Genomic DNA, 23,155 nt, shown 5'->3' with positions numbered 1-23,155 from the left:
GGTAGGGTCAGATTGTGGGTAGTGGGCCAAATGTGTGGTCAAGCATAAATATCTACCCCAAATTCAAGCGCGTTAATCAGTAATCCAATGTCAATATCGTGCATCTTCTCAAGTTTGGAAAAGCATATGCTCTTTCTCGCTAACCGTTTAATCCATGTTCTGAAATTCAAATTCTTGCGTTCAATTTTCTGAGTGTTTCTCTTGCCAATCTCATGTGAGTGTTTGCACAATATCAAACGCCGGGGAAAATCCGCTATTTCAGGGTTGCTTCGCCTGATTCTAAGCTAGCTCCCCGGAATCCATAAAGAGCCTTATTTAAAATCACCGATAGCTGTTAATGTCTGGACATGAGCAGATAAAATTCCTGTCCCCGTAGACATTGTCTATCCGGTTTGCCGCAGGCCAGTATTTTGCCTTCAGGCTGGCAGATGATGGAAATGCCGCAAGATTCCTGCTATAAGGCCGCTGCCACTCATCATTAGCAAGGTCTGCCATGGTATGGGGTGCATTAACCAGAGGATTGTTCTCTCTTGGCCATTCACCACTGGCAATCTGGTCTATCTCTCCCTTGATGGCAATCATGGCGTGAATAAACCGGTCAATTTCTTCCTTTGACTCAGACTCAGTTGGCTCAATCATCAGGGTTCCGGCAACGGGGAAAGACATGGTGGGTGCATGGAAACCATAGTCCATAAGCCGTTTGGCAATATCTTCCTCAGTAATGCCACAGGCCTCCTTGATAGGCCGAATATCAATAATGCATTCATGGGCGACATGGTTATTCCGGCCCTGATACAAAATCTGATAATGGCCTCTCAGCCTTTGAGCCATGTAATTTGCATGGAGAATCGCCAGCTCCGTTGACTTTCTCAGTCCTTCATTGCCCAGCAGGGTGATGTACATCCAGCTGATAGGCAGTATGGATGAGCTGCCAAACGGTGCAGCAGAGACTGCGCCCGTGCCTTCATTGCGTCCTTCAATGGGGCTGACCGCGTGATTTGGCAGGTAAGGGGTCAGATGACTCTTGACGCCGATCGGACCCATTCCAGGACCACCACCACCATGAGGAATGGCAAAGGTTTTGTGGAGATTGAGATGGGATACATCAGAGCCAATATCACCCGGGCGGGAAACACCAACCATGGCGTTCATATTGGCGCCATCCATATAGACCTGTCCGCCGTGGTCATGAATGATCTGGCAGATGGTGCGGATCTCTTCTTCGTAAACTCCGTGAGTTGACGGGTAGGTGACCATCAGGGCCGACAGACGTTCACTGTATTCTTCCGCTTTTGCCTTGAGGTCATCGACATCAACATTGCCGTTTTTGTCACAGGTGACAATAACAATTTTCATGCCTAGCATCGCTGCTGAAGCCGGGTTAGTGCCGTGGGCAGAAGAGGGAATAAGGCAAACGTCCCGATGCTCCTGCTGGTTGGCCTTCTGATAGTTACGAATGGCCAGAAGGCCGGCATATTCCCCCTGGGCGCCGGAATTCGGCTGCATGGAGATGGCATCGTAACCGGTAATTTCTTCCAGAGCCTCTTCAAGTTGTCGGATCATGGTCAGATAGCCCGGTACCTGATCTTTTGGGGTGAAGGGGTGAATGTTTGAGAACTCAGGCCAGGAAACCGGCAGCATTTCAGCAGTGGCATTGAGTTTCATGGTGCATGAGCCCAGTGGGATCATGCCATGAACCAGTGAATAATCTTTATTCTCCAGCTGCTTCAGATAACGCATCATGTCGGTTTCTGAGTGATGGCTGTTGAAAACAGGGTGGCTCAGAACCCTGTCTGAACGACGTTGTTCCTGTTTCAGGCCAATGGCTTTCTGGGTATGTGATCGCTGGCTGTTGTTGGCAGAAATCTGCCGGTCAATAGAGGCAATGTTCAGCTCTTTTCCTTCCCCCATAAAGATATTAAACAGTTGAATGATATCTTCAGAACGGGTGGTTTCATCCAGGCTCACACCCAACCGGTCAGAACCCATTTGACGAAGGTTACAGCCATGTTTCAGGGCTCTCTGGAATATGCTTTCCTGATCACTTCCCACCTTGAAGGTCAGGGTGTCAAAAAAGGTATCGTTACACTGGAAACCCATATCCGTCAGCCCATGGTGGAGAATACGGGTGAGACGGTGAACACGCTCGGCAATGGTTTTTAACCCTTCAGGGCCGTGATAGATGGCATAGGCAGCGGCCATGTTAGCCAGCAGTGCCTGGGCGGTACAGATGTTGGATGTGGCCTTTTCTCTGCGGATATGCTGTTCGCGGGTTTGCATCGCCATACGCAGTGCCGGGTTACCACGACTGTCTTTGGAAACCCCGATAATACGGCCAGGGATAGAGCGCTTCAGTTTCCCGGTGGTGGCAAAAAATGCGGCATGGGGGCCACCAAAGCCCATGGGAACACCAAAACGCTGGCTGTTACCCAGCACGATATCTGCACCAAATTCTCCGGGAGATTTCAATAAGGTAAGCGCCAGCAGGTCAGTGGCTACCGATACCATGGCACCCTGTTGTCTGGCGATGTCAACAATGTTGCCAATGTCGGTGATATTGCCATAGGTGCCCGGGTACTGAAGCTGTACGCCAAATATATCATGCTTGCCAAGTTCAGTATGGGGGTTGCCAACGATGACCCTGATACCCAGCCAGTCTGCGCGGGTTTTAATCACATCAATGGTTTGTGGGTGTACGTCATCAGCAACAAAAAAGGTCTTACTGGCCGCTTTATTACGTCCGGCACTTCTCAAACACAATGTCATGGCTTCTGCAGCGGCAGTGGCCTCATCCAGCAATGAAGCATTGGCAACCTCCATGCCGGTCAGGTCCATGACCATCTGCTGGAAGTTAAGCAGCATTTCCAGTCTGCCCTGGGAGATTTCCGGTTGATAGGGTGTATAGGCGGTATACCAGCCCGGATTTTCCAGCAGGTTACGAAGGATAACGTTGGGCACTTCTGTGTTGTAGTAGCCCATACCGATATAGGATTTGTTGACGGTGTTCTGTTGTGCCAGAGTGCGCAGCTGGGCGATAGCCTGTCGCTCTGTTTTTCCCGGGGGAAGATCCAGTTCTCTGTTCAGTCGAATACTGCCCGGAACGGTTTCTTCAATCAGCTCTGCCAGGGAGTTGAGACCAAGACTTTCCAGCATGGCCTGCTGCTCTTGCTGATCTGAACCAATATGACGATGAGTAAATGCATCGTTGTTTTCCAGTTCTGCCAGTGGTGGCAGAGTGGCAGAAGTGTGTTCAAGGGCCATGTTGATGTCCTGCTTTCGCTCTTACGTTAGTTTTATAAAAGTCATTTAAAGCTGACCAGATGGTTTTCACAAACCTGTCGTCAGCGGTGGGAATAAAAGACAAGTGTTGTTTTTTGTCGGTCAGTTGAAAAATGGTTTCAACAAGCGACGACATTAACTGCCAGCCCGCCGGTGGCGGTTTCTTTATACTTATCCTGCATATCCAGGCCCGTCTGGCGCATGGTTTCAATAACCTCATCGAGGGATACGTGGTGCTGGCCATCGCCCTTTAAAGCCAGACGTGCGGCATTGATCGCTTTGACTGCGCCCATGGTATTCCGTTCAATACAGGGAATCTGAACCAGTCCGGCAATGGGGTCGCAGGTCAGGCCAAGGTTATGTTCCATACCAATTTCTGCGGCATTTTCAACCTGTTGATTAGTTCCCCCCATCACTGCGCACAGTGCACCGGCGGCCATGGAACAGGCAACACCGATTTCACCCTGGCAACCAACCTCCGCGGCAGAAATAGAGGCATTTTTTTTATACAGCATGCCAATGGCAGCTGCGGTCGCCAGAAATATGCAGATACCCTCCTTATTACTGTCAGGTACAAATCGATGGTAATAGGCAAGAACTGCCGGAATGACACCAGCAGCACCATTAGTGGGGGCTGTAACCACACGACCACCAACAGCATTTTCTTCATTGACGGCAATGGCAAAAAGGTTGACCCAGTCCAATACTTCCAGGAGGTCCTGTTGGTCTTTCGGGCGATTCAGCAGTTCCTGGTGCAGTTGATAGGCACGACGTCTGACGTTTAAACCGCCAGGCAGTATGCCGGTTTGTTCACAACCACGCTGAATGCAGCTGTCCATCACTTGCCAGATAGTCAACAGGTCACGTTGAATATTGTCAGATCTACCCAGGTGCTTTTCATTCTCCAGAACGATTTCGGCGATGGTGAGCCCGGAGTTATCGCCAATATCCAGAAGATCCCGGGCATTATTGAAGGGGAAGGGAATTTGAATCACATTGCTGGCAGACGTTTGTTCAGTCTCTTGTTCATCAAGGACAAAGCCACCACCGACGGAATAGTAATTGTTATGAAAGAGTTCCAGCCCGGCGTTGTCAAAAGCTCTCAGGGTCATTCCGTTTGGGTGTTTGGGGAGCGAGTGGCCATGGAGAAAGTGAAGATGCTGGCTTTCCAGGAAAGGGATGCTGTTCTTCCCGGCAAGGCTCAGTTGGCCGGTTTTACGAATGGTATCTATGAGTTCAGGGGCTAAATCAGGGTTCAGCTGGTCAGGTCTCTCGCCCATCAATCCCAGCATGATGGCAGTATCTGTGGCGTGCCCTTTTCCGGTCATGGCCAGAGAGCCATAAAGCTCGATACGAACCTGATGGGCATCCTCGAGGTGCCCCTGCTGCTGAAGAGCTTCAAGAAAGCGATTGGCGGCTATCATGGGGCCCACCGTATGGGAAGAGGAGGGTCCCACGCCGATCTTGAACAAATCAAGAATACTTAAGCCCATCGCTATGACTCCATCAATTGATATCTGCTTTGAGATTATTTATTTATTATTTATCAAGAAGAAACTATTCAGGAAAATGATTGGCAATCTCCTGAAATTTATATGTTTTTTCTGATTTTGCCGATGAATTTCCTTTTCTACTATATAGAAAGCGTAACAATACCTTTCTTTTACATCAATAAAAAAGTTTCCAATAGGAAACAGGTTTTCCCGTGAGTGGTATTTAACAATATATCTGTATTATGATCACCAGGGATGGCGAGCTTAAGGGGGAATCAGTGCCAGAATCAACGGATTTTCTTAAACAGGAGCAGAAAAGCAAGCCTGCTGTGGTGATAACCCGTCGTGTGGGGGTTGATCAAGGCGTCGTCAGTCAACCAGAGGCTTCCGTGGCGCCTCTTGAGTTGGGTAAACGGGTCAGGGAAATTCGTCTGAGCCAGCAGTTAACCCTTGAAGAGGCGAGCCAGAAAACCGGCCTGGCCAGATCAACCCTGTCAAAGATAGAAAACGAGCAGATATCCCCCACCTTTGCCGCGGTCACGAAACTGGTGAATGGTTTGGGTATTGACCTGCCCCAGCTGTTTTCCCCGATGCCGGAAAAAGTAACCGCCGGTGGCCGAAGGGATATCACTCGTAATGGCGAAGGGCGTATTCATCCCACCAGTACCTACGAACATGAATTACTGGCGACAGAACTCTCTGGCAAGAAGATGATTCCCTACCGAACCACGGTCAGGGCAAGGTCGTTTGATGAGTATCGGGAGTGGGTTCGTCATGATGGAGAAGAATTTTTACTGGTTTTACGTGGCAGTATCGAACTGTATACCGAGTACTATCAGCCGGTAGAACTATTTGAGGGCGATAGCGCGTACTACGATGCGGAAATGGGGCACGCATTAGTCTCAATCAGTGAGGATGATGCGGTGATTCTCTGGGTAACTGCCTGAATAGTTTCCGTTCAATCCCTGATGATTATCCCCCGGGCTGGTGCTAGAATCCGGCCACTCTTGCAGTAGAGCACTTTGTCAGAGTGCCTGATTAGATAGTTGACACTGGTCGTTATCATACAGGGCTATTAAAAGTAGCGTTATGTTGATGGATCAGCCTACGGTCGACAAATGCAGTATTGACCCACTTTCAGGAGTTTCACTTGTTGTCCCGATCTCTGAAGCGATCACTGTTACCTGCTGTTGCACTGCTCGTATTGGTCGCGGTGGTATTTCTGGTGTTGAGTACCCGACCCAGACTTTACAGTTTTCAGGGGCAGATCATGGGGACTACCTACAACGTCAGTTATGCCGCTGACCTGTTCAGTCATCCGGTGAAGGATATTTCCAGAGTTGTGCATGATGCGCTGGCAGACGTCGATCAGAGAATGTCTACCTATAAAACAGACTCAGAACTGATGCAGTTTAACCGGGCGCCTGTGGGACAGCCTTTCAGGATGTCTCAGGACATTGTTCAGCTGGTACTGGACGCCGAGGCCATTTCTGAGATGTCTGATGGTGCCTACGACATTACTGTCGGGCCCCTGGTGAATTTGTGGGGTTTTGGCCCGACTCAGTGGGCAACGGCTAAGGAAGGTCAAGAGAATGATGATTCTCATGAACGGGTCAACGCCCCTGAGTTTGTAAACTGGATTGAGAGCCAGTATCCCGGTCATATTCCCGATGAAAAGGCTATAAATGAGGCTCGGGCTAATGTCGGTTATCAGAGCCTGAAGGCCAATTCAGCGGATTCAACCCTGACCCGTAAAAAGGCGTTGTTTGTCGATTTGAGCTCTATTGCCAAGGGATATGGTGTTGATCAGGCGGCGGCTGTCCTCAGGGCTCAGGGTGTAGACGATTTTATGGTGGAAGTGGGCGGAGAGGTCTCTGTTCAGGGGATAAAACCCAATGGTCAGCCCTGGAGGCTGGCGGTTATTGGCCCGGAAATGGGTAAAAACGGGGTTTCAGCACTGGTTGAGCCATTGGATAAGGCGCTGGCCACTTCCGGAGACTACCTGAACTTTTTTGAGGTGGACGGAAAACGTTACTCTCACACGATTAATCCGGTGACTGGCTGGCCTGAAGCCAAGCGGGTGGCGGAAGTGGCAGTTATTGCAGAAACCACCGCTCAGGCCGATGCCCTGGCCACCATGTTTATGGTGCTGGGGGATGAAAAAGGGCTTGAACTGGCCAATCGGCTGGGTATTGCCGCCCGTTTTGCCTATTATACCGATGAAGGATTTGAAACAGTGACCAGTGAGGCGTTCAAGCCTTATCTGGTTAAATAATGGAGGAGTCAGCCATGACTATTATGCTGATTACATTCTGCGCTTTTCTGGTACTCATCGCGGCTATGTCGGTGGGTGTGATCTTTGCCAATAAGCCGATTAAAGGTTCCTGTGGAGGTTTGAGCACCCTTGGTCTAAAGGATGGCTGTGTTATTTGCGGCGGTGCTGATAAGACTGATCCACTATCGGAAGTGAATGAAGACCTTTTTTATGATGCAACGGCAGCCGATGCCAGGAAAAAAGCGTAAAATCCTTTCTGTTTTTGCTCAAATAGAATTCGGCAGGTATACGTTCCCACGCAGAGCGTGGGTGTGGTAAAGGTCTTAAACGCCGATTTATACCTCAGCCGTCTTTCCCGCGAAGGCGAGAATCCACCACGAACAGTGGATCCCTGCCTTCGCGGGGATAACGGTTCACAAGAATAAACAGGTAGTGTCATTTAACCGGGGGAATCCAATAGATGGGTGTCAGTAAATACGATTTGGTCATTCTTGGCTCGGGCCCTGCGGGTGAAGGGGCGGCCATGAATGCCGTCAAACTGGGCAAGAAGGTGGCTGTTGTTGAGCAGTTTAACTTTGTCGGTGGAAGCTGTACTCACTTAGGCACTATTCCATCGAAGGCTCTGCGCCACTCGGTTAAACAAATCATGGATTTCAACACCAACTCCATGTTCAGGGAGATCGGTGATCCCCGCTGGTTCAGTTTTCCCAAGGTGTTGAAACGGGCTGAATCGGTGATTCAGAAGCAGGTACAGTCCCGAACCATGTACTATGCCCGAAACCGTATTGATCTTTACTTTGGTCGCGGTGCCTTTCTCGATGAGCATACCCTGGAAGTGACCGAGCCCGGAGGCAATACTGAGCGTCTTTATGGTGCTAACTTTCTGATTGCTACTGGCTCGAGCCCATACCACCCGCCCGGAGTGGACTTCCATCACCCCAGAGTTTTTGATAGCGATACTATTCTTGAATTGTCGTCTACTCCACGGCGGATGATTATCTATGGAGCGGGTGTTATTGGCTCTGAGTATGCCTCGATTTTCTCGGGTCTTGGGGTCCTGGTAGACCTGATAGATACCCGTGAACGACTTCTGTCGTTTCTTGATAAGGAAATTTCCGATGCCCTGGGTTATCAGCTGCGCAAGATGAATGTCATTATTCGTCACAATGAAGAGTTTCAGCAACTGGAAACCTTTGATGATGGTGTTGTTATGCACCTGAAGTCGGGTAAAAAACTGAAGGCTGATATGCTGCTTTGGGCTAATGGCCGTGCCGGAAATACTCAGGCGATGGGTCTGGAGACAATTGGCTTGAAGCCTGACGGTCGTGGTCAGCTTAAAGTAAATGAAAGCTATCAGACCACGCTGCCCCATATTTATGCCGCCGGTGATGTCATTGGCTGGCCGAGTCTTGCCAGTGCCGCTTATGACCAGGGACGTTCAGTGGCTGCGCACCTTTGTAACACGGAAGACTGGTATTTTGTGAATGAAGTGCCTACGGGAATTTACACCATTCCTGAAATCAGCTCCCTTGGACGTACGGAAGAAGAGCTGACTGCAGAGGCCGTTCCCTACGAAGTGGGCAAGGCATTCTTCTCCAGACTGGCCAGAGCCCAGATCACCGGTGAAGTGGTTGGTATGCTGAAGATCCTGTTCCACCGGGACACCCTCGAAGTGCTGGGTATTCACTGCTTTGGTGACCAGGCTTCAGAGATTGTTCATATCGGTCAGGCGGTGATGAGGCAGAAAGGTGAGGCAAACTCCTTACGTTACTTCCTGAATACCACCTTTAACTACCCAACTATGGCTGAGGCCTATCGGGTGGCGGCACTCGATGGGTTGAACCGGCTGTTTTAGCAACAGCCTTAACTGACTACTTGATACCCATACCACAGTCATTCCCGCGAAGGAGGTTGTCGCAATAGGTCATCTGTAGGTCGGTTCCCCACAGCCGGACCCTCCGGTAACGCCATGCCTTGATAAGTGATGGCGGCTGGGTCACGAGTCGGCTCGCAAGCGAACCGACCTGCGTCGAGATTGTTCAGGTTACCTTTTGCGACAGCCTCGAAGGCGGGGATCCACTGCTCGCGATGGCTTCCCGCCTTCGCGAGAAAGACGGCAGTGGTGTAAATCGTTGTTTAAGACCTTTTGCGACACCCGCCTTCGCAGGAGCGACGGCAATGATATCGGTATGGGTTTTAACGCTTCTCTGTACCTACGGGTTACTGATTTCAGGAGCGGGCTGGTTGACGCTTTTTTCAGTGACTTCAGTGAAGTAGTTAAAGAACTTCAATTCACGACCTTTTCTTATAAATGTGCTGTTTTCACCCTCTTTAAATACCGGATGCACTGCAGTTCTGCCAGTGTGGTGCCACTGGATGGTGCCGTCTTCATCTTTTGTGGTCAGTGCAATGGGTGATAATGCCAGCAGAGGGATTTTGTCGTTTTCTTTCATCCCTGAATTCAGGGCATCTCTTGCGGCATCCTTGTTCAGATCACCCAGTTGATCTACGGAGACGCTGCCAAGGCTCGCCATGTTATTTCCCCTGCCCCAGGAGACAAAAATACCAGGCTTGCCATGCTTCAGCAGAGCCTGATAATTATCATCCAACGATTTTCCATCTGTTTGGCTACCCTCAATTACGTTCCCTTCATTGATTTGATCCTGAGAGTGCCTTGGTAGCCAGGTGCCGAAGGGACGGATGGTTTTCAATATGAATGTGGATATATCCTGCCCCCGTTCACCATCGGGGCCAATGGTGCCTTCTCCCCAGGCAAAACAGCGATTTTCATTTTCTGCAGGTGTCACCAGTTCAGACGGGTATTTCAGAATATTGTTACTAAGTTGGTTGAAAAAGTTTTTGTGATTCAGAGGGAGTGGTACTTGTTGTACCTGTCTGTTCAGTGCGTCCTTGTCACCCTTATTGTCCACTGTCTCAAGATGGATTTTTTCCAGTTTCGATAGGTACAGTTTTAATTGGTAAGTGGGTAGCGTAACTGTGCGCTCTTCAAATGTGCATTTTGCCATAATGGCACTGCCATTGCCGATTGGTAATGGTGTTCCCATAGCCAGTCTGTTGAAAGTATGGGATTCTTTTACCCGGTCGGTCAGGGGCATTTTCAGAGTGCTGGGATTATCCCTGGATTGAATCTGTGAATACTGTTCAATATCTTTGTGATCTATAAGACCGACATTCCGGGATTTGACGAATTTCAGCCCAAATTCGGGACGCCAGATCGCTAACCAGCTATCTTCTTCGGGGTTCAGCCCGGGGATGATATTTAATTGAGCCAGTATGAAGACCGGGGTGTTTGGGGGAATCAGCGTGCTTGACGATTTCTGATCGGATGCGGAATTGGAGGTATCCGTCAGGTCCTTGGTAATAAATTTGTCAGTGGGTAAAAACAACGCATCTGCGCTGGCGTTGGTAATGCCCCTGCATTCGTCGGAAAATTCAGTCTGCCAGGACGCTGTTTTAATCAGGCTCAGTACTTTGTCGATGTCCTGCTTCGTCAGCTGGTGTCCGGTAGCATCATAGTTATACTTGTTTTGGCTGCCGATGTTTCCCTCTCCACCATTTATCATGGCACTGAGCGCTACTTTTATGGCGTGGCTGGTGATGGGGAGGTGCTCGTTTTGTCGGTTCTCAGCAACATCAGCAGATGTAGATTTAGCAGGCGATGTGTCAATGCCTTTAATGAACGCTTCGACCTCATTCTTATTCCAGGGAGCTAATAACTTATCAAACAGGTTTAGGTTATTTAACTTCCACTTTATCTCAGTGCTGTTCGGATCAATTCCCTGAAATTCGGCAATTTTATAAATATTCTGCAATCCTTTATAAAAAGGAGCCGGCTTGGGCTTGTTCAGGTTATCACTGGCAGGTGGCTTTATCAGCTCTGTAGTCCGGATAAGGATGGCAGTTTCAGGGACTTGATTGTCTTTACTCCCGGGGTTAACGACAAGCGATACTGGCGAAATCTTCTCAGTCTCCCTGTTCATGAATAATGTGGAATGGCATCGATTGCCAGGCAATTCGTCAGGATAAACTGTAGACAGAGCCTGCGCCTGCGCAGCGTCAATGAAACTAGCCATGTAAAAAACCTCTATAGGGGTGTTTTTATTGTTTATTGATAAACCGGAGTGATTTTTATTCCCCGCCATTCTCTCCGGGGTTGCCGGCATCATCGACAGGGGTAAAGTAGCTAAAAAACGTCAGTGAACGTCCATTCCGGATGAAACTGTCGAGATAGCCCTTCTTAAATACCGGATATACAGCACTTTTGGCGGTGATAAACCACTGGGGAGCTGCAGCAGTTTCTTCCGTTGAGTCTTCTGCCGGGTCTTCAATGGTGGTAAGGCCTGTAGGTGTTAATGCCAGCAGAGGGATTCTGTCATCTTCAGTCATGCCTCCCCACTCTGTGGCATCCATGGCGGCTTGCGGATCCAGAAGGGCCAGTGCTTGCAGAGAGATGCTGCCCAGGCAGGCCATATTGTTACCCCGGCCCCAGGAGACAAAATTACCCAGCTGGCAATATTCTGTCATGGCCTGATAATTTTCTTCCAGAGTACCTTCATTAGTTGTTGCGATCGGGCGAACGCTGACGCCTTCATCCACCTGATCCTGAGAGTGCCTTGGCAACCACTTGCCGAAAGGACGCACTGATTTCAATATCATGGTGGAGATATCCTGGCCCCGTTCACCATCCGGGCCAACGGTGCCTTCTCCCCAGGCAAAAAAACGATTTTCATTGTGGCTTGGGGGAACGTATGCAGCCGGATATTTCAGGATATTGTTACTGATCTGGTCAAGCAGGTTTTTGTTGTTCAGGGGGAGCGGTACTGTCTGAACCTGTTTGCCCAGGACTCCCCTGGGATCGGCTACATTCAGTCTGACCGTCTCCAGTTGTGCGTTGTTCAGTTTCAGAAAAATGCCTGATTGCGGATCACCGTTTTTTTTCAAGACTGATCTGGCCATCATAAAGAGGTCGCCATCGGCCAGTATCGGTGTGCCCAGGGAGAGCCTGCTGGCACCTTCCCTTACCCGGCTGGTGGTGGTCATTTTCAGTACGCTGGTATTGTCTTCAGGCTGAATCTGTGAATATTGATCAATAAGACTCTGGTCGGCAAAAGCGATATGTCGGGATTTGGCGAATTTCAAGCCGAACTCAGGACGCCAGACGGCCAGCCAGCTGTCTTCTGCCGGATTCAGGTTTGGGATGGGGTTGAACTGTCCCAGTACCAACACCGGGGTATTTGCGGAAATCAGTGTGCTTGATGATTTCTGGTCCGACGCCACATTGGCGGTTTTCGTCAGATTTTTGGTGATAAAGGTGTCGCTGGGGACAAACAGAGCGTCTGCATCGGAGAGGGTGATGGCTCTGGCATCTGGTTGATATGCATCCAGATAGTCCGTCTGTTCAATGAGCGCCAGCAGAGCTTCAATTTCATCATCTGTCAGCTGATGTCCGGAGGCATCAAAATTGTTTTCTGAAATGTTGTTATTAGTCATAGTACTGGCCGCTACATGCCTGGCAGTGGCGGCAATAGAACCATACTGGCTTTTATAGCCATCAAGATCTTTATTGACCCGCTCTGGATTCCAGGGGGCGAGTAACCATTCAATGAGATTAGGGTTGCCAATTGTCCAGCGTACCCCTGTGCTCTCAGGATCCATTCCCTGACTGGTGGCAATGGCATGGACATCCTGCAATCCTTTATAAACCTTTCCCTGTTTATCCGGATCTGAAATGGCCAGAGCCAGAGTGGCCAAGCCTGATAAGAACCCCGACAACACCCAGAACAGAATCCGGTTTTTCATTGGCACATTACCTTCTGGAGAGATTATTCTGTGAAATACATCAGGGTAGATTGCTGCTGTCTGGTTTTTGTTTCCATACCAGCCCTGAGGGAAAGTATCTTTATAGACCAGAAATCATGGTGAGGGTTCAATTTCTACCCGGAATAATCAATTTGAACGGTACTTGACTGGATGTTGTGTAGGAGAGTCTGTCAGGTCAAAGGCAGAAGGGCCCTGCTTTCCAGTGGAAAGCAGGGGGGGGAGGGCAGGATTCCCGGGAGGGCTTAGATAGAGTACGCCAGACTGATCGGAGTTGGCTGGCCAGACCGATGGATGGTACTTCTGGCCGGAGAGGTGCTGGCAATCAGTTTGCCGTTGCGAATGGAGTGAGTTACCGTAGCCTGACGGCGCACCGCGTCAAACACACTCTCTGAATCCAGTAGAATAAGGTGGCCGGGTTTACCCGTTTCGATGCCGTATTTATCCTGAATATTCAGGCATCGGGCGCTGTTATGGGTGATCAGGTCAATACCCTGATTGATCTGATCAAAACCGGTCATCTGACATCCCACCAGTCCAGTGAACAGCACCAGCAGCATATTGCAGCCCTGCATTGGGAACCACTGGTCAACAATATCATCCTGGCCAAAACAGGCGTTGACGCCGGCTTCCAGCAACTCGGGGATGCGAGTGATACCGCGACGCTTTGGATAAGTATCCATGCGTCCCTGAAGGTTAAGGTTGGTGACCGGGTTAGCGATAAAATGAATGCCTGAGTGTTTAAGCAGGCGCATCAGCTTGAAGGCATAGGCATTGTTGTAGGAGTGCATGGCCGTTGTATGACTGGCCGTTACCCGATGCCCCATGGAACGTTCCAGGGCCAGAGTGGCTACGGTTTCGACAAAACGCGACTGGTCATCATCAATTTCATCGCAGTGGATATCGATCAGGCGATCATATTTCTCTGCCAGCTCAAAAACTGTTTTCAGAGATTCCAGGCCGTATTCCCGGGTGTACTCAAAGTGTGGAATGCCACCGACGGCTTCAGCACCGAGCTTCAGAGCCTCTTCAAGCAGTTCAGCGCCTTTAGGGAAAGAAGGAATACCCTCCTGGGGAAAAGCCACCAGTTGGATATCGATCAAGTCGCGCATCTCTTCCCGTAATTCCAGCAACGCGTGGAGTGCAGTGAGGGAAGGATCGGTAGTGTCAACATGACTTCGCACATGTTGCACTCCCTGGGCGATATACCAGTCCAGAGCTTTGACTGCACGGTTTTTAACATCTTCCCGGGTCAGGGTTTTCTTTCGCTCAGACCAGTTCTGTATCCCTTCAAACAGCGTTCCGCTGCGGTTCCATACCGGTTCACCAGCCGTCAGTGCGGTATCCAGATGGACGTGTGGGTCAATAAAGGGTGGCAGTGCCAGTTGTCCATTGCATTCCAGAACTTCCTGGCCTTCATTTCGTGAAGTGCCGGCAGGCGTGATGGCCGAGAAGACGCCATTATCAATTTCAATATCAAACAGCCCCTGCTGCTGGTGCAGGCGAACGTTTTCAAGTCTCATGGTTAACTCTCAATCTGAAATTCAAAGTCAGTCAATGATAAACCCTAACCCACTGGGGAAATTATCCTGGATCAGAAATATTTGTCTCTTTTCAGAATTCTATTTATTGTTGCCTCCAGACTTATTAGAAAAAGATAAAAAGAAGGAGTAACGCTGTGGAAGACTTATTGGAAGGCTATGCCGTTATCACAGAGATTCCCGTAGCCTGGGGGGATATGGATGCTCTTCAGCATGTTAACAATGTCGTATATTTTCGTTATTTTGAATCAGCAAGGATTAATTATTTCGACAGAATACAGCTAATGGAAAAGGCAAAAGAGACAGGTGTCGGCCCAGTGATCAGCCACACACAATGTTTTTATAAGGCATCGGTGACTTATCCGGATACCCTGCTGGTGGGCTCAAGGGTTACTGATGTTCAGGGAGACCGTTTCACCATGGAGTACAAGATCGTCAGTAAAAGCATGAACAGGGTGACCACAACCGGTACAGCCACTGCCGTGATGTTTGATTTTGCCACGAATAGCAAGGCCAAATTGTCCATTGAAATGAAAGCGCTTATCCAGAAGGTTGAGTCTGGCGAGTTCAGGTAGTCAGTGTTTGTCGAAGGTGAGTGTTACCGATTTCTTTCAGTCCGCTCTTTCGGAATGTCTATATCGACCCAAACCAGGCGATGATCGGAAGACACGTCCTTAACGTTCCCACGCTGTGGAATATCAACCAGGTGTTGGCCCGGCTCATCTTTGGATGGCCAGAAAACACCGGAATCTTGCACCATCAAGCCGGCGGATGGAATAACGTAGTCCAGACGAAAGCGACTGACTGAAGTGACACAACTGGTGTCACCGGATTTTTCCTGTCGTTTGCCACCAGACCTTTTCTTTTTTTCGGAGAGAGAATCGAGATGGTCGGCCCCTCCTTTACTGGTTGGTATGTGTGTTCCTGTAGTCGCTGTGGTATTCACATGCACGCTGTCCAGCAGGGTTTTAGTGGCCGTGACATATTTGTCTCCGACGACAGGGTCTGAATTCAGGTCTCCAACAATAATAAAGTCAGCATTCTTGTCCAGCGCCCTCTTTCTATCATTGTCATCAAGAAAATACGGTTTCCCGCTAATATAATCAGTCCAGAACCCGATCTCTGCCTGATTTCTCAGACGATTTTGGGCGGCAAACGGATCTTGTATTGGCGGAGCAGGGTGAGAGACCAGAAGGTGAAGCGGGTGTGTGCTGCCATGGGTAACCGGGATGAGAACCGGCAGGTCAATATGGTTTTTTGAGGAAAGCGGCATATGTTCCCATGCCTGATGGGAATACCATGAATCACCGATTTCTTTGTTCATTTTTTTTATAGCGTTAAGGTTTCTCTTGTCTTTTGAAGGCAGGATGACCGGCACTTGTTCATCGTGATCGCGCATATCTTTCCATTTGAAGTTCTGAAACGACCGGTATCCGGTTTCATCAAAGGGATATTTAGAAAAAATGGCATAAGCATACTGCCCATGGAAGGAACCATAACCCCAGGCATCACCAGGACCATCGGTTTTGCCGTCATTGTTCAGGTCCAGACCGCTGGGTTTTCCGGTATTCGTGGGTATGGTTTTCCGGTAAGGGTAATTGACTGCCGTCAGTGTCTCGTTCTGTGGGTATGACAGGTAGTTTGTTTGAAAATCATCAATGGCCTGGGTGTCGTCGGCCACTCCGTTGTTATCAAACTCGGCGAGAACCAGTATGTCAGGGGTTGTCCTTTGAATAATTTCAGCGATATTTTTTATTTGTCTGATGTGCTTAGCCAGCTTTTTGTTTTTTGAATCCAGGCTGCCATCATTCACATTATATTGTTTTATAAGACTTTCCTGCTTTTCATGGCTAACTGCCATTTGGGATTTCAATACATCAAATCCGGTGGTGTCGGTAGAGGTGGATTCCCGGGAAAGAGAGGCATTGAAGGTCGCCACTTTTATGGTTTTATTTAAAATAGTCGCACTGTCTGAATTATCGGGTATAGTACGCAGCCTGTTTCGCGATCCTTTTTCGTATGAGGCCGGATCTAATTGTTCTGGTGAAAGGTGAGTCTCCTTAAAATAGGAAGCCACCTTGTATCCTGTCAATTTTCCTTCAGAATCATTGTGCTTGTCGGGGGCTGAGGTTGTTGGTTCACTACGCTGTTCGGCAGGCGTTACAGGAACAGGATTTTTCTGGGGTAATTCATTTGCGTTCATAGTAATGGTTACTTCCGTATAAAACATAACTTCAGAATTCAGTCGACAGATATTTCATAAAAACACTGCCTTTATTCGTTCGCCAGCAGCCTGTTCGCTCATATGAGAAAAATCAAACCTGACATATCATAAATACACTCAGCAAGCAGTTGCATAACACGATAGTCAGTGACAATAACAAGTATTAGCAGTTGCAATAAAACGCAACGAACGCAAAAACCCCTACCAGACTTGGCCTGTGCAGGTCTTTTGGTCGCAATAGCGCAGTCATCTCTCACTGTTTTCAACGTGATGTAAGTAGTTGACCATTTGCTTTCCAATATATCCGACCAACAAATCAAGAAAAAGTTCCAACCCTTAGGTATCAAGGGGTTGGTCTGGTGTTTTCCGAGAAATAAATTCGATCAATACCCAAGCTGAAATGTTCGTAGCACAAAGGATTGAAGCTTATTTCTGGTCTATCGATCCAAAATATTGGATTTCATTTGGTTAAGTGCTTATTGTGTTCAGGTCTTGCATAAAGGCAACTTGTGCCTTGGGTCATAACAACGCATGTTGGCTTGATGCGGTTTTAATCAATCGTTAGATTTGGACGACCATTAATTGCAATTGAAATAAAAGAGCTGATCCAGAAGGGTGAGTCTATCAGCTCAAGGAGTTAGTCACCCTTTGTCGAAGATGAGTGTATTTATTTATCCTTCTTCTACCTCGTTCAGAATTTCACTGATAAGGTCGTCCTGAAAAATACCTCTGGTAATACAAACGTTGATTAATCGGGTCAATGGAACCATATCCAATTTGTATCGATTTGCGATGTCCAAAAAATTATCGCACTTATTAATATGTTCTATGTTAGCAATACCCAACTGGCAGTTGGCAATACTTTTAATATATTCAAAGGCTTTACTATTTTTGTCCTGATTCAGGAAATCATGGATTTTTGAAACTATAGGTTCTAATGTTGTTTTTTGACGGTACGAACCAAGGAAGAACGTATAGTGCCGTTCTTGCCAAGAGACCCATCTGTCAGGATTTTTGGGGTTAGTGTTTACGGCTGTGGAGGCAGAATCCGTATTTTCACTATTAATCCGAACAGCAGCGGTGCTTGCGATATTATGAATCGGACGACCAGTAAAGAATTCTGTTATCAGATATTCGGCAAGTCCTCTAACTAACGCCATATTGGAGCTAGTCTTCTCGGTAAACGAATCTGCTGTTTCCTTGATCCTTGATCCTTATATCATTGGATCGACAGTTCGAATCTTGTTAGCATTATCTGCTCCTCCTTTATTTACTGGCTGAGAAGAGGGATAAGTGTTGGAGTGCGGTACTCCTGCTCCTGTTGGACTACTCACCTGAAACTTCTCCTTTCCTTCAAACACTTCGCTATGGTGGGAATCATGGCCTTTTCTACCATCAAACCCCATGACTTGATCAAGATGTTTGTAACTTCTATTTAAGGGGCAGTCTTGAAATAGCTATTATAGACAGTGCTCCGCCTGTCTCAGGGTAGGCCGAAGGCAGTGTGGCAGCCCCTGCCTGAAGGGAACGTGAGAAGAGAGTATATTATTATCGCCATTTGTCCTTCCTCAGGATGTCACACTTTACACCGATCATATAGACAGCTAACTGGAGAAAAAGTTGCAAATGTCTGTGGGGGCGGCTTCACCTGCTCCTATGAGAAAAATGAAACCTGACATACGAGATAAAAGGGTAGGCATTAAGGAATAGTTCGAATAAACATGGGCTGATGTCGGTTGCGAAATAACGCTCCAGAGCTCGCCATGGAAACGTGCTCTGGATAGCTCACATGGATAGTTTCAGAAAAACAATAGCCACCAGTGTGATCACAATACCAAGCACTTTTACCGGATGCAGGCTTTCACCAAACATCATTCGTCCAATGATGGAGGTGGCAATAATCCCCATAGCTCCCCAGAGAGCATAGGCGATACTGAGGTCAATGCTTTCCAGGGCAAAGGATAGAAAGACAAATGCAGCAATCTGTACGACCATGACCATCACTGCAAGGCGCTTTTTGGTAAAGCCATTGGATAATTTGGTCAGTACATTACCAATAATGTCGCAGCTGGAAGCGGCAACGACCCAGAATATAGCCATCAGTTGCAAGTTGTCCGACATGACTGCAGCTCCCTTTCAGTGAACGTTCGCTCTTTTATTTCTGATTCGCGCTTTTCAGACAACTTTTCTCCCAGATTCATCAGAACCATACCCGTCATCAGCAAAGCCATAGCCATGAGTTTGTTGTTGGAGAAGGTTTCATCGAAGAAATGCCAGGACATCAGGCTTATTAATAACAGCCCCAATCCTTCCCACATGGTATAGGCAATGGCCAGCGGAATTTTGCGAACGGCCTGTGACAGAAAAAAGTAAGAAATCGATATCAATACAGCCATAAGCGTATAACCCAGTACCGGGTTACTGCCTGAAGCCATTTTCATAAAGGACGTACTGGCCACTTCTGTAATGATGGCCAGAAACAGCATAAACCAGTAATACACAGGGACTCCCCCGATCAAAAGATCAATAGTTATTTAAGCAGGTTGGCGGTGTTCTTGTTCCGGCAAATTTATTGGGGCAGGAGAGGTTAAAGCCCGTTTCGCCAATAGCGCTCGGCTGAATGGTAGCAGACAGTGGCGTGAAGATTCAGCGAATCATAAAACATGTTAAGACAAATGTTGTAAGTGTAATTGAGAAGGATCATACCCTATTTGTTCCTGAGCCATAAGGGGGGATTTGTTCTTATGAATGGAGGAGAAAGTGGCTCTATTTCCTTTTTAGTAATACCAGTACCGAGCCTGTTCCACCTTCGGATTGAGGTGCTGAACAAAAAGCCAGGACATCGGGCATCTGCTTAAGCCAGTGATTGGTATGGCTTTTCAAGGTCGACTGTCGTTCTTTACAGCGATGAGATTTCCCATGAATAATGCGTACACAGCTCAGTCCGCGGTAGCGGGAAGCTTGAATAAACTCATTAATCAACTCCCGGGCTTCATCAATCTTATAGCCGTGGAGATCCAGCTGAAACTGGATGGGCAGTACGCCCTGACGGAGTTGCCGCAATCTTGTGTGCTGGATTCCTGGTCTTGAAAATGCAATGGGCTGCTCAGGGTCTACAGGTTCGATCCAGGCTTCTGAAAGCGCAGCTCCTGCGGATGGTTTATCCAGTTCTGCGGCTCTTCGACGTGCCCTTAATGTACTGTCAGGGATATCTGCACCAGGTCTTCGACTTTCACCCAGGTGGGTCTTGCTGCTCTTTTTACCGCTCAGTGGTCGTACATCATTCATCGCTTCCCGGAAGCTTTTTTCATCATCTTTGTCGGACATAAGATTAGCTACTTAAATACTTAAACAAACTGAACAGGCGCAGGGTATGGGAGAATAACAGAAGTGGCTATTGTACTGTTGCGGGAATAATCGTCAAAGTACCTGGTATGCTTTTCTTTCCAGTATTTTCAGCTGCAATGGAGTCGATAAACCATCATTCAACGCTCTTGATTGCCATAAAATGCGTGATTATATCGTTGCGTTGTCTGTTTGGAAGAGAGCTGGTGATGTGGTGAGATGTTGAGAGCCCAGCCCTGTATATAGCAATACTTGCTGTTTTGTGAGGCTCATGTATTCATGCTGGTAAGATGATGTACTATTGGCAGGTGATTTAAGGCCGCTTAATGTCTACCTTAAGAATGACTGGTACCTCCACGGAATGTTGAAATATTTACTCCATTATCCCAGGCCTGTTATTGAACAGGCTCAGTGCCTGATAACAGAAAAACGGTTAGGCGCCTGGTTATTGAAAAAATACCCGGAACAGCATGCAGTAAGAAATAATAAAGCACTGTATAACTACACCATGACTTTGAAGAACCAGCACCTTCGCAAGTCAGCCCCGCTCAACAAAGTGCTGTTTGATGGCAAGCTCAGCCAGACTCATAAAGCGCTGGGCTTGAATATTTCCCGATCAATAGTGCATGGTGGAAAACTTAAAGTCCGGAAAGAAATTCGCATTGGTGGCCTGTTTCAAAATGCACCGGAAGAATTTCTGAAAATGATTGTGGTACACGAGCTGGCCCACCTGAAAGAAGCTGACCATAACAAATCTTTTTACCAGCTATGCTGTCATATGGAACCAGACTATCATCAGCTGGAACTGGACACCCGACTCTATATGACACAGCTGGAAGTGTTTGGGGATATCTATTAGCGATGACAAATGTTAAGTCGGATCTTTCATACTTATCACCCTGAATGGCATTGAAATCTGAAATTTGAGGGTCAGGTCATTCTTTTTGAATGAATTCAATAATCAAGACCCAACCTCTGTTTCTGCTGAGCATTTCTTACCCAACCATGTAAAATAACAACCCTGACCAGTCTGAACTCACACAAGAAGTGCTGTAGCTATTGTGAAAAAACCTCAAAGAATGACTGCAAAACCAGCATCCTCACCAGTAACGCCTGCGGGACTGCACCCCCGCAACCTTCACCAGGGCAGGTACAACCTGGCTGAACTAACGAAAGCCACCCCCGGATTGAAGCCATTCCTGAAAACAAACCCCAGGGGAGAAGACACCATTGATTTCAGCAATGAACAGGCCGTTCTCTGCCTGAACAAGTCATTGCTGGCGCATTTTTATAAGGTGACACAATGGCAAATTCCAGCGGGGTATTTATGCCCTCCTATTCCCGGTCGAGCAGACTACATTCATTATCTGGCAGACTTGCTGGCAAAATCACATCACAGTAAAGACCTGAAGCCACCGATGGGCAGTGCCATTAAAGTACTGGATATCGGAGCCGGTGCTAACTGCATCTATCCGATTATTGGAGCTCAAAGTTATGGATGGCAATTCACCGCCAGCGATATCGATCCTGTCTCGGTGAAAGCAGCGCGGATGATTGTAAATAGTAATACCTGCCTGAAAAACAGCATCAACGTCCTGCAACAACCGGACAGTCGTCGTATTTTCAAGGGTATCATCAAAGAACAGGACCGTTTCGATGCAACCGTTTGTAACCCTCCATTCCACGCATCCATGGCTGAAGCGAATGCCGGCAGTGAGCGGAAATGGAAAAACCTTAACAAAGATAAAAATATTGCCGCAGCGTCTCCAAAGCTAAACTTCGGCGGACAAAAAGCAGAGTTATGGTGCGAGGGTGGAGAGATTCAATTTTTAAAGCAGATGATTATCGAAAGTGCCGAATTCGCCACACAGGTATGCTGGTTCACAAGCCTGGTATCCAAGGGCGATAATGTTCAACCACTGAAGCGACAGTTAAAAAAGAAAGGAGCCAAACAAATCCAGGTGATCAAAATGACACAGGGTCAAAAAATCAGTCGTGTTCTGGCCTGGAGTTTTCTGACTCAGGACGAGCAGGTGCAATGGGCATCGGAAATAAATAAGGCATCCATAACTTTAGCCAGATAAAGTCTATGGGGATTAGAGCTTTCCTGCACTAGGAGTCTGTCGGTCTTAGCTCAATTATTGAGCACTAGCACCTAATATGACGCCAAATAACTGTAAACCACCTTTGAGTTCAGGCCTCATAAACCCTGAATCATTGAAAAAAAGCTCATCTTGGCTGTTTTTTGTTCAAAGCCCGACAGACTCCTAGATGCGGCATTCGCCCTTATATGCAATATTAAGATTTGGATATGATGAGCATTTAGTGATGTCGAAGACACACCGATTGGGGTAGGTTACCTTATTGTCACCGCACACGGGGGTATACACAGGTTCGCATGAAGTAGCACAAGGCTCCGTAGCCGGAAGAGTGGACGGAACGTCAGTTACATTAGTTATGGTTCTGTTATTCAGAAGCGTTACCATAGTCCCTGTAAATACGCCTCCACCTAGCCATACCGCAGCATCAAAAATACCATAAGCACCAGCAGCAAGAAGATCTACGGTCGCCACTGTTCCAAGGCATGCCTTAGCTGGATTCCTGCCTATCCACTTACAACATCTGGTACCCAGCCTTAAATCATTTCGGGCTAATGGAGCCCCGGTGGAAGGCCTACTCAGGTCGAGCATAGCATATGTCATATTGGAGTCTTTACTCACATTACTCACGTAGCTACTCCTTGTTAGTTGTTAGCCGCTGTTGACAATCTTGTGTAATGGGGACCAAAGAATTGACCCTGACTCCCCGAGAATCGCCATTAGGATTCAAGCAATAAGCAACACAAGAAATAGGACACCCAAAACCAAGAAATAGGACACCCATAAAATAAAAAGCAAGAAATAGGACACCCATATACTGGAACAAGAAACAGAAGAAATAGGACACCCATAAACAGAATAATAGGACACCCATAAACTGGAATTTCCAAATATCTATTCTACTTTTCTCCTGAACCAACTTTATTCCTGACAGGAGAACCCATGACCAACCCACGGCGAAATCTGATCGATACGGCGAGCACACACTACTATCATTGTGTCGCTCGTTGTGTCCGCCGGGCGTGGCTTTGCGGTCAGGATCACCTTTCGGGAAACAACTA

General features: G+C 47.8%; 19 protein-coding genes. 7 read left to right on the top strand and 12 right to left on the bottom strand.

Features of this window, described 5'->3' with window-relative positions; translation table 11 throughout:
- Positions 1-38: 38 nt before the first annotated feature.
- The 3 genes from RM811_RS02455 to RM811_RS02445 form a co-directional block, all read right to left on the bottom strand.
- Complete coding sequence (locus RM811_RS02455; RefSeq protein WP_402520432.1) at positions 39-257, bottom strand: IS1 family transposase; 219 nt, start codon at positions 255-257, stop codon at positions 39-41.
- A 64-nt stretch (positions 258-321) separates the two neighbouring features.
- A complete protein-coding gene (gcvP, locus tag RM811_RS02450; protein ID WP_402520424.1) occupies positions 322-3,261 on the bottom strand; it encodes an aminomethyl-transferring glycine dehydrogenase in 2,940 nt (979 codons plus the stop codon).
- A gap of 137 nt (positions 3,262-3,398) precedes the next feature.
- Entirely contained in the window at positions 3,399-4,772 is a 1,374-nt protein-coding gene (locus RM811_RS02445) for an L-serine ammonia-lyase (protein ID WP_402520422.1), read from the bottom strand.
- Between the two features lie 335 nt (positions 4,773-5,107).
- Between RM811_RS02445 and RM811_RS02440 the strand changes: the two genes are divergently transcribed.
- From RM811_RS02440 to sthA, 4 genes are all read left to right on the top strand, one after another.
- The gene (locus RM811_RS02440) at positions 5,108-5,719 is read left to right on the top strand and encodes a helix-turn-helix domain-containing protein (protein ID WP_402520430.1); all 612 of its coding nucleotides are present in this window, start codon (positions 5,108-5,110) and stop codon (positions 5,717-5,719) included.
- Positions 5,720-5,925: 206 nt separating this feature from the next.
- On the top strand, positions 5,926-7,047 hold the full coding sequence (locus RM811_RS02435) for an FAD:protein FMN transferase (protein ID WP_402520420.1): 1,122 nt from the start codon (positions 5,926-5,928) through the stop codon (positions 7,045-7,047).
- Positions 7,048-7,061: 14 nt separating this feature from the next.
- The gene (gene nqrM, locus RM811_RS02430; RefSeq protein ID WP_402520418.1) at positions 7,062-7,295 is read left to right on the top strand and encodes a (Na+)-NQR maturation NqrM; all 234 of its coding nucleotides are present in this window, start codon (positions 7,062-7,064) and stop codon (positions 7,293-7,295) included.
- Between the two features lie 212 nt (positions 7,296-7,507).
- Positions 7,508-8,902, top strand: coding sequence for a Si-specific NAD(P)(+) transhydrogenase (gene sthA, locus RM811_RS02425; RefSeq protein WP_402520416.1), 1,395 nt, complete (start codon positions 7,508-7,510; stop codon positions 8,900-8,902).
- A gap of 358 nt (positions 8,903-9,260) precedes the next feature.
- Here sthA and RM811_RS02420 read toward each other — a convergent pair whose 3' ends face one another.
- The 3 genes from RM811_RS02420 to codA all read right to left on the bottom strand — a co-directional run bounded on the left by RM811_RS02420 (position 9,261) and on the right by codA (position 14,408).
- Positions 9,261-11,141 carry a hypothetical protein gene (locus RM811_RS02420; protein WP_402520414.1) on the bottom strand — a complete coding sequence of 627 codons (1,881 nt, stop codon included), beginning with the start codon at positions 11,139-11,141 and terminating at the stop codon, positions 9,261-9,263.
- A gap of 55 nt (positions 11,142-11,196) precedes the next feature.
- Positions 11,197-12,867, bottom strand: coding sequence for a hypothetical protein (locus RM811_RS02415; protein ID WP_402520412.1), 1,671 nt, complete (start codon positions 12,865-12,867; stop codon positions 11,197-11,199).
- A gap of 263 nt (positions 12,868-13,130) precedes the next feature.
- Complete coding sequence (gene codA / locus RM811_RS02410; protein ID WP_402520410.1) at positions 13,131-14,408, bottom strand: cytosine deaminase; 1,278 nt, start codon at positions 14,406-14,408, stop codon at positions 13,131-13,133.
- 155 nt (positions 14,409-14,563) lie between these two features.
- Here codA and RM811_RS02405 point away from each other — a divergent pair, with 155 nt between their 5' ends.
- Complete coding sequence (locus RM811_RS02405) at positions 14,564-15,001, top strand: acyl-CoA thioesterase (RefSeq protein ID WP_402520408.1); 438 nt, start codon at positions 14,564-14,566, stop codon at positions 14,999-15,001.
- Positions 15,002-15,024: 23 nt separating this feature from the next.
- Here RM811_RS02405 and RM811_RS02400 read toward each other — a convergent pair whose 3' ends face one another.
- From RM811_RS02400 to RM811_RS02380, 5 genes are all read right to left on the bottom strand, one after another.
- The gene (locus tag RM811_RS02400; RefSeq protein ID WP_402520406.1) at positions 15,025-16,629 is read right to left on the bottom strand and encodes an endonuclease/exonuclease/phosphatase family protein; all 1,605 of its coding nucleotides are present in this window, start codon (positions 16,627-16,629) and stop codon (positions 15,025-15,027) included.
- 692 nt (positions 16,630-17,321) lie between these two features.
- On the bottom strand, positions 17,322-17,810 hold the full coding sequence (locus RM811_RS02395) for a hypothetical protein (protein ID WP_402520404.1): 489 nt from the start codon (positions 17,808-17,810) through the stop codon (positions 17,322-17,324).
- A gap of 625 nt (positions 17,811-18,435) precedes the next feature.
- Positions 18,436-18,771, bottom strand: a complete 336-nt coding sequence (locus RM811_RS02390; protein WP_402520402.1) for an SMR family transporter — start codon at positions 18,769-18,771, stop codon at positions 18,436-18,438.
- Positions 18,750-19,151 carry a DMT family transporter gene (locus tag RM811_RS02385; protein ID WP_402520400.1) on the bottom strand — a complete coding sequence of 134 codons (402 nt, stop codon included), beginning with the start codon at positions 19,149-19,151 and terminating at the stop codon, positions 18,750-18,752. Before RM811_RS02385 ends, RM811_RS02390 begins: the two co-directional genes overlap by 22 nt.
- A 265-nt stretch (positions 19,152-19,416) precedes the next feature.
- The gene (locus RM811_RS02380) at positions 19,417-19,977 is read right to left on the bottom strand and encodes a Smr/MutS family protein (protein ID WP_402520398.1); all 561 of its coding nucleotides are present in this window, start codon (positions 19,975-19,977) and stop codon (positions 19,417-19,419) included.
- A 379-nt stretch (positions 19,978-20,356) separates the two neighbouring features.
- On the opposite strand from RM811_RS02380, the gene RM811_RS02375 reads away from it, so the two are divergent.
- Positions 20,357-20,854 carry a M48 family metallopeptidase gene (locus RM811_RS02375; protein ID WP_402520396.1) on the top strand — a complete coding sequence of 166 codons (498 nt, stop codon included), beginning with the start codon at positions 20,357-20,359 and terminating at the stop codon, positions 20,852-20,854.
- Between the two features lie 220 nt (positions 20,855-21,074).
- Positions 21,075-22,079 carry a 23S rRNA (adenine(1618)-N(6))-methyltransferase RlmF gene (rlmF, locus tag RM811_RS02370; protein ID WP_402520394.1) on the top strand — a complete coding sequence of 335 codons (1,005 nt, stop codon included), beginning with the start codon at positions 21,075-21,077 and terminating at the stop codon, positions 22,077-22,079.
- A 183-nt stretch (positions 22,080-22,262) separates the two neighbouring features.
- On the opposite strand, the gene RM811_RS02365 is transcribed toward rlmF, so the two are convergent.
- On the bottom strand, positions 22,263-22,481 hold the full coding sequence (locus RM811_RS02365; RefSeq protein WP_402520428.1) for a Kazal-type serine protease inhibitor family protein: 219 nt from the start codon (positions 22,479-22,481) through the stop codon (positions 22,263-22,265).
- Positions 22,482-23,155 lie beyond the last annotated feature (674 nt).

Origin of the sequence: Endozoicomonas sp. (assembly GCF_031844845.1) — a bacterium.
Classification (GTDB): Bacteria; Pseudomonadota; Gammaproteobacteria; order Pseudomonadales; family Endozoicomonadaceae; genus Endozoicomonas.
Note: the sequence above shows the minus strand (reverse complement) of the source record. Positions and strands in the feature narration are given on the sequence as shown.

What these genes read in the sequence shown, in the direction of transcription:
- gcvP (WP_402520424.1), bottom strand. Translation starts at nt 3,261, where the DNA reads ATGGCCCTTGAACACACTTCTGCCACTCTGCCACCACTGGCAGAACTG.
- RM811_RS02445 (WP_402520422.1), bottom strand. Translation starts at nt 4,772, where the DNA reads ATGGGCTTAAGTATTCTTGATTTGTTCAAGATCGGCGTGGGACCCTCC.
- nqrM (WP_402520418.1), top strand. Translation starts at nt 7,062, where the DNA reads ATGACTATTATGCTGATTACATTCTGCGCTTTTCTGGTACTCATCGCG.
- sthA (WP_402520416.1), top strand. Translation starts at nt 7,508, where the DNA reads ATGGGTGTCAGTAAATACGATTTGGTCATTCTTGGCTCGGGCCCTGCG.
- RM811_RS02420 (WP_402520414.1), bottom strand. Translation starts at nt 11,141, where the DNA reads ATGGCTAGTTTCATTGACGCTGCGCAGGCGCAGGCTCTGTCTACAGTT.
- RM811_RS02415 (WP_402520412.1), bottom strand. Translation starts at nt 12,867, where the DNA reads ATGAAAAACCGGATTCTGTTCTGGGTGTTGTCGGGGTTCTTATCAGGC.
- codA (WP_402520410.1), bottom strand. Translation starts at nt 14,408, where the DNA reads ATGAGACTTGAAAACGTTCGCCTGCACCAGCAGCAGGGGCTGTTTGAT.
- RM811_RS02400 (WP_402520406.1), bottom strand. Translation starts at nt 16,629, where the DNA reads ATGAACGCAAATGAATTACCCCAGAAAAATCCTGTTCCTGTAACGCCT.
- RM811_RS02395 (WP_402520404.1), bottom strand. Translation starts at nt 17,810, where the DNA reads ATGGCGTTAGTTAGAGGACTTGCCGAATATCTGATAACAGAATTCTTT.
- RM811_RS02390 (WP_402520402.1), bottom strand. Translation starts at nt 18,771, where the DNA reads ATGTCGGACAACTTGCAACTGATGGCTATATTCTGGGTCGTTGCCGCT.
- RM811_RS02380 (WP_402520398.1), bottom strand. Translation starts at nt 19,977, where the DNA reads ATGTCCGACAAAGATGATGAAAAAAGCTTCCGGGAAGCGATGAATGAT.
- RM811_RS02375 (WP_402520396.1), top strand. Translation starts at nt 20,357, where the DNA reads ATGTTGAAATATTTACTCCATTATCCCAGGCCTGTTATTGAACAGGCT.
- rlmF (WP_402520394.1), top strand. Translation starts at nt 21,075, where the DNA reads ATGACTGCAAAACCAGCATCCTCACCAGTAACGCCTGCGGGACTGCAC.
- RM811_RS02365 (WP_402520428.1), bottom strand. Translation starts at nt 22,481, where the DNA reads ATGGTAACGCTTCTGAATAACAGAACCATAACTAATGTAACTGACGTT.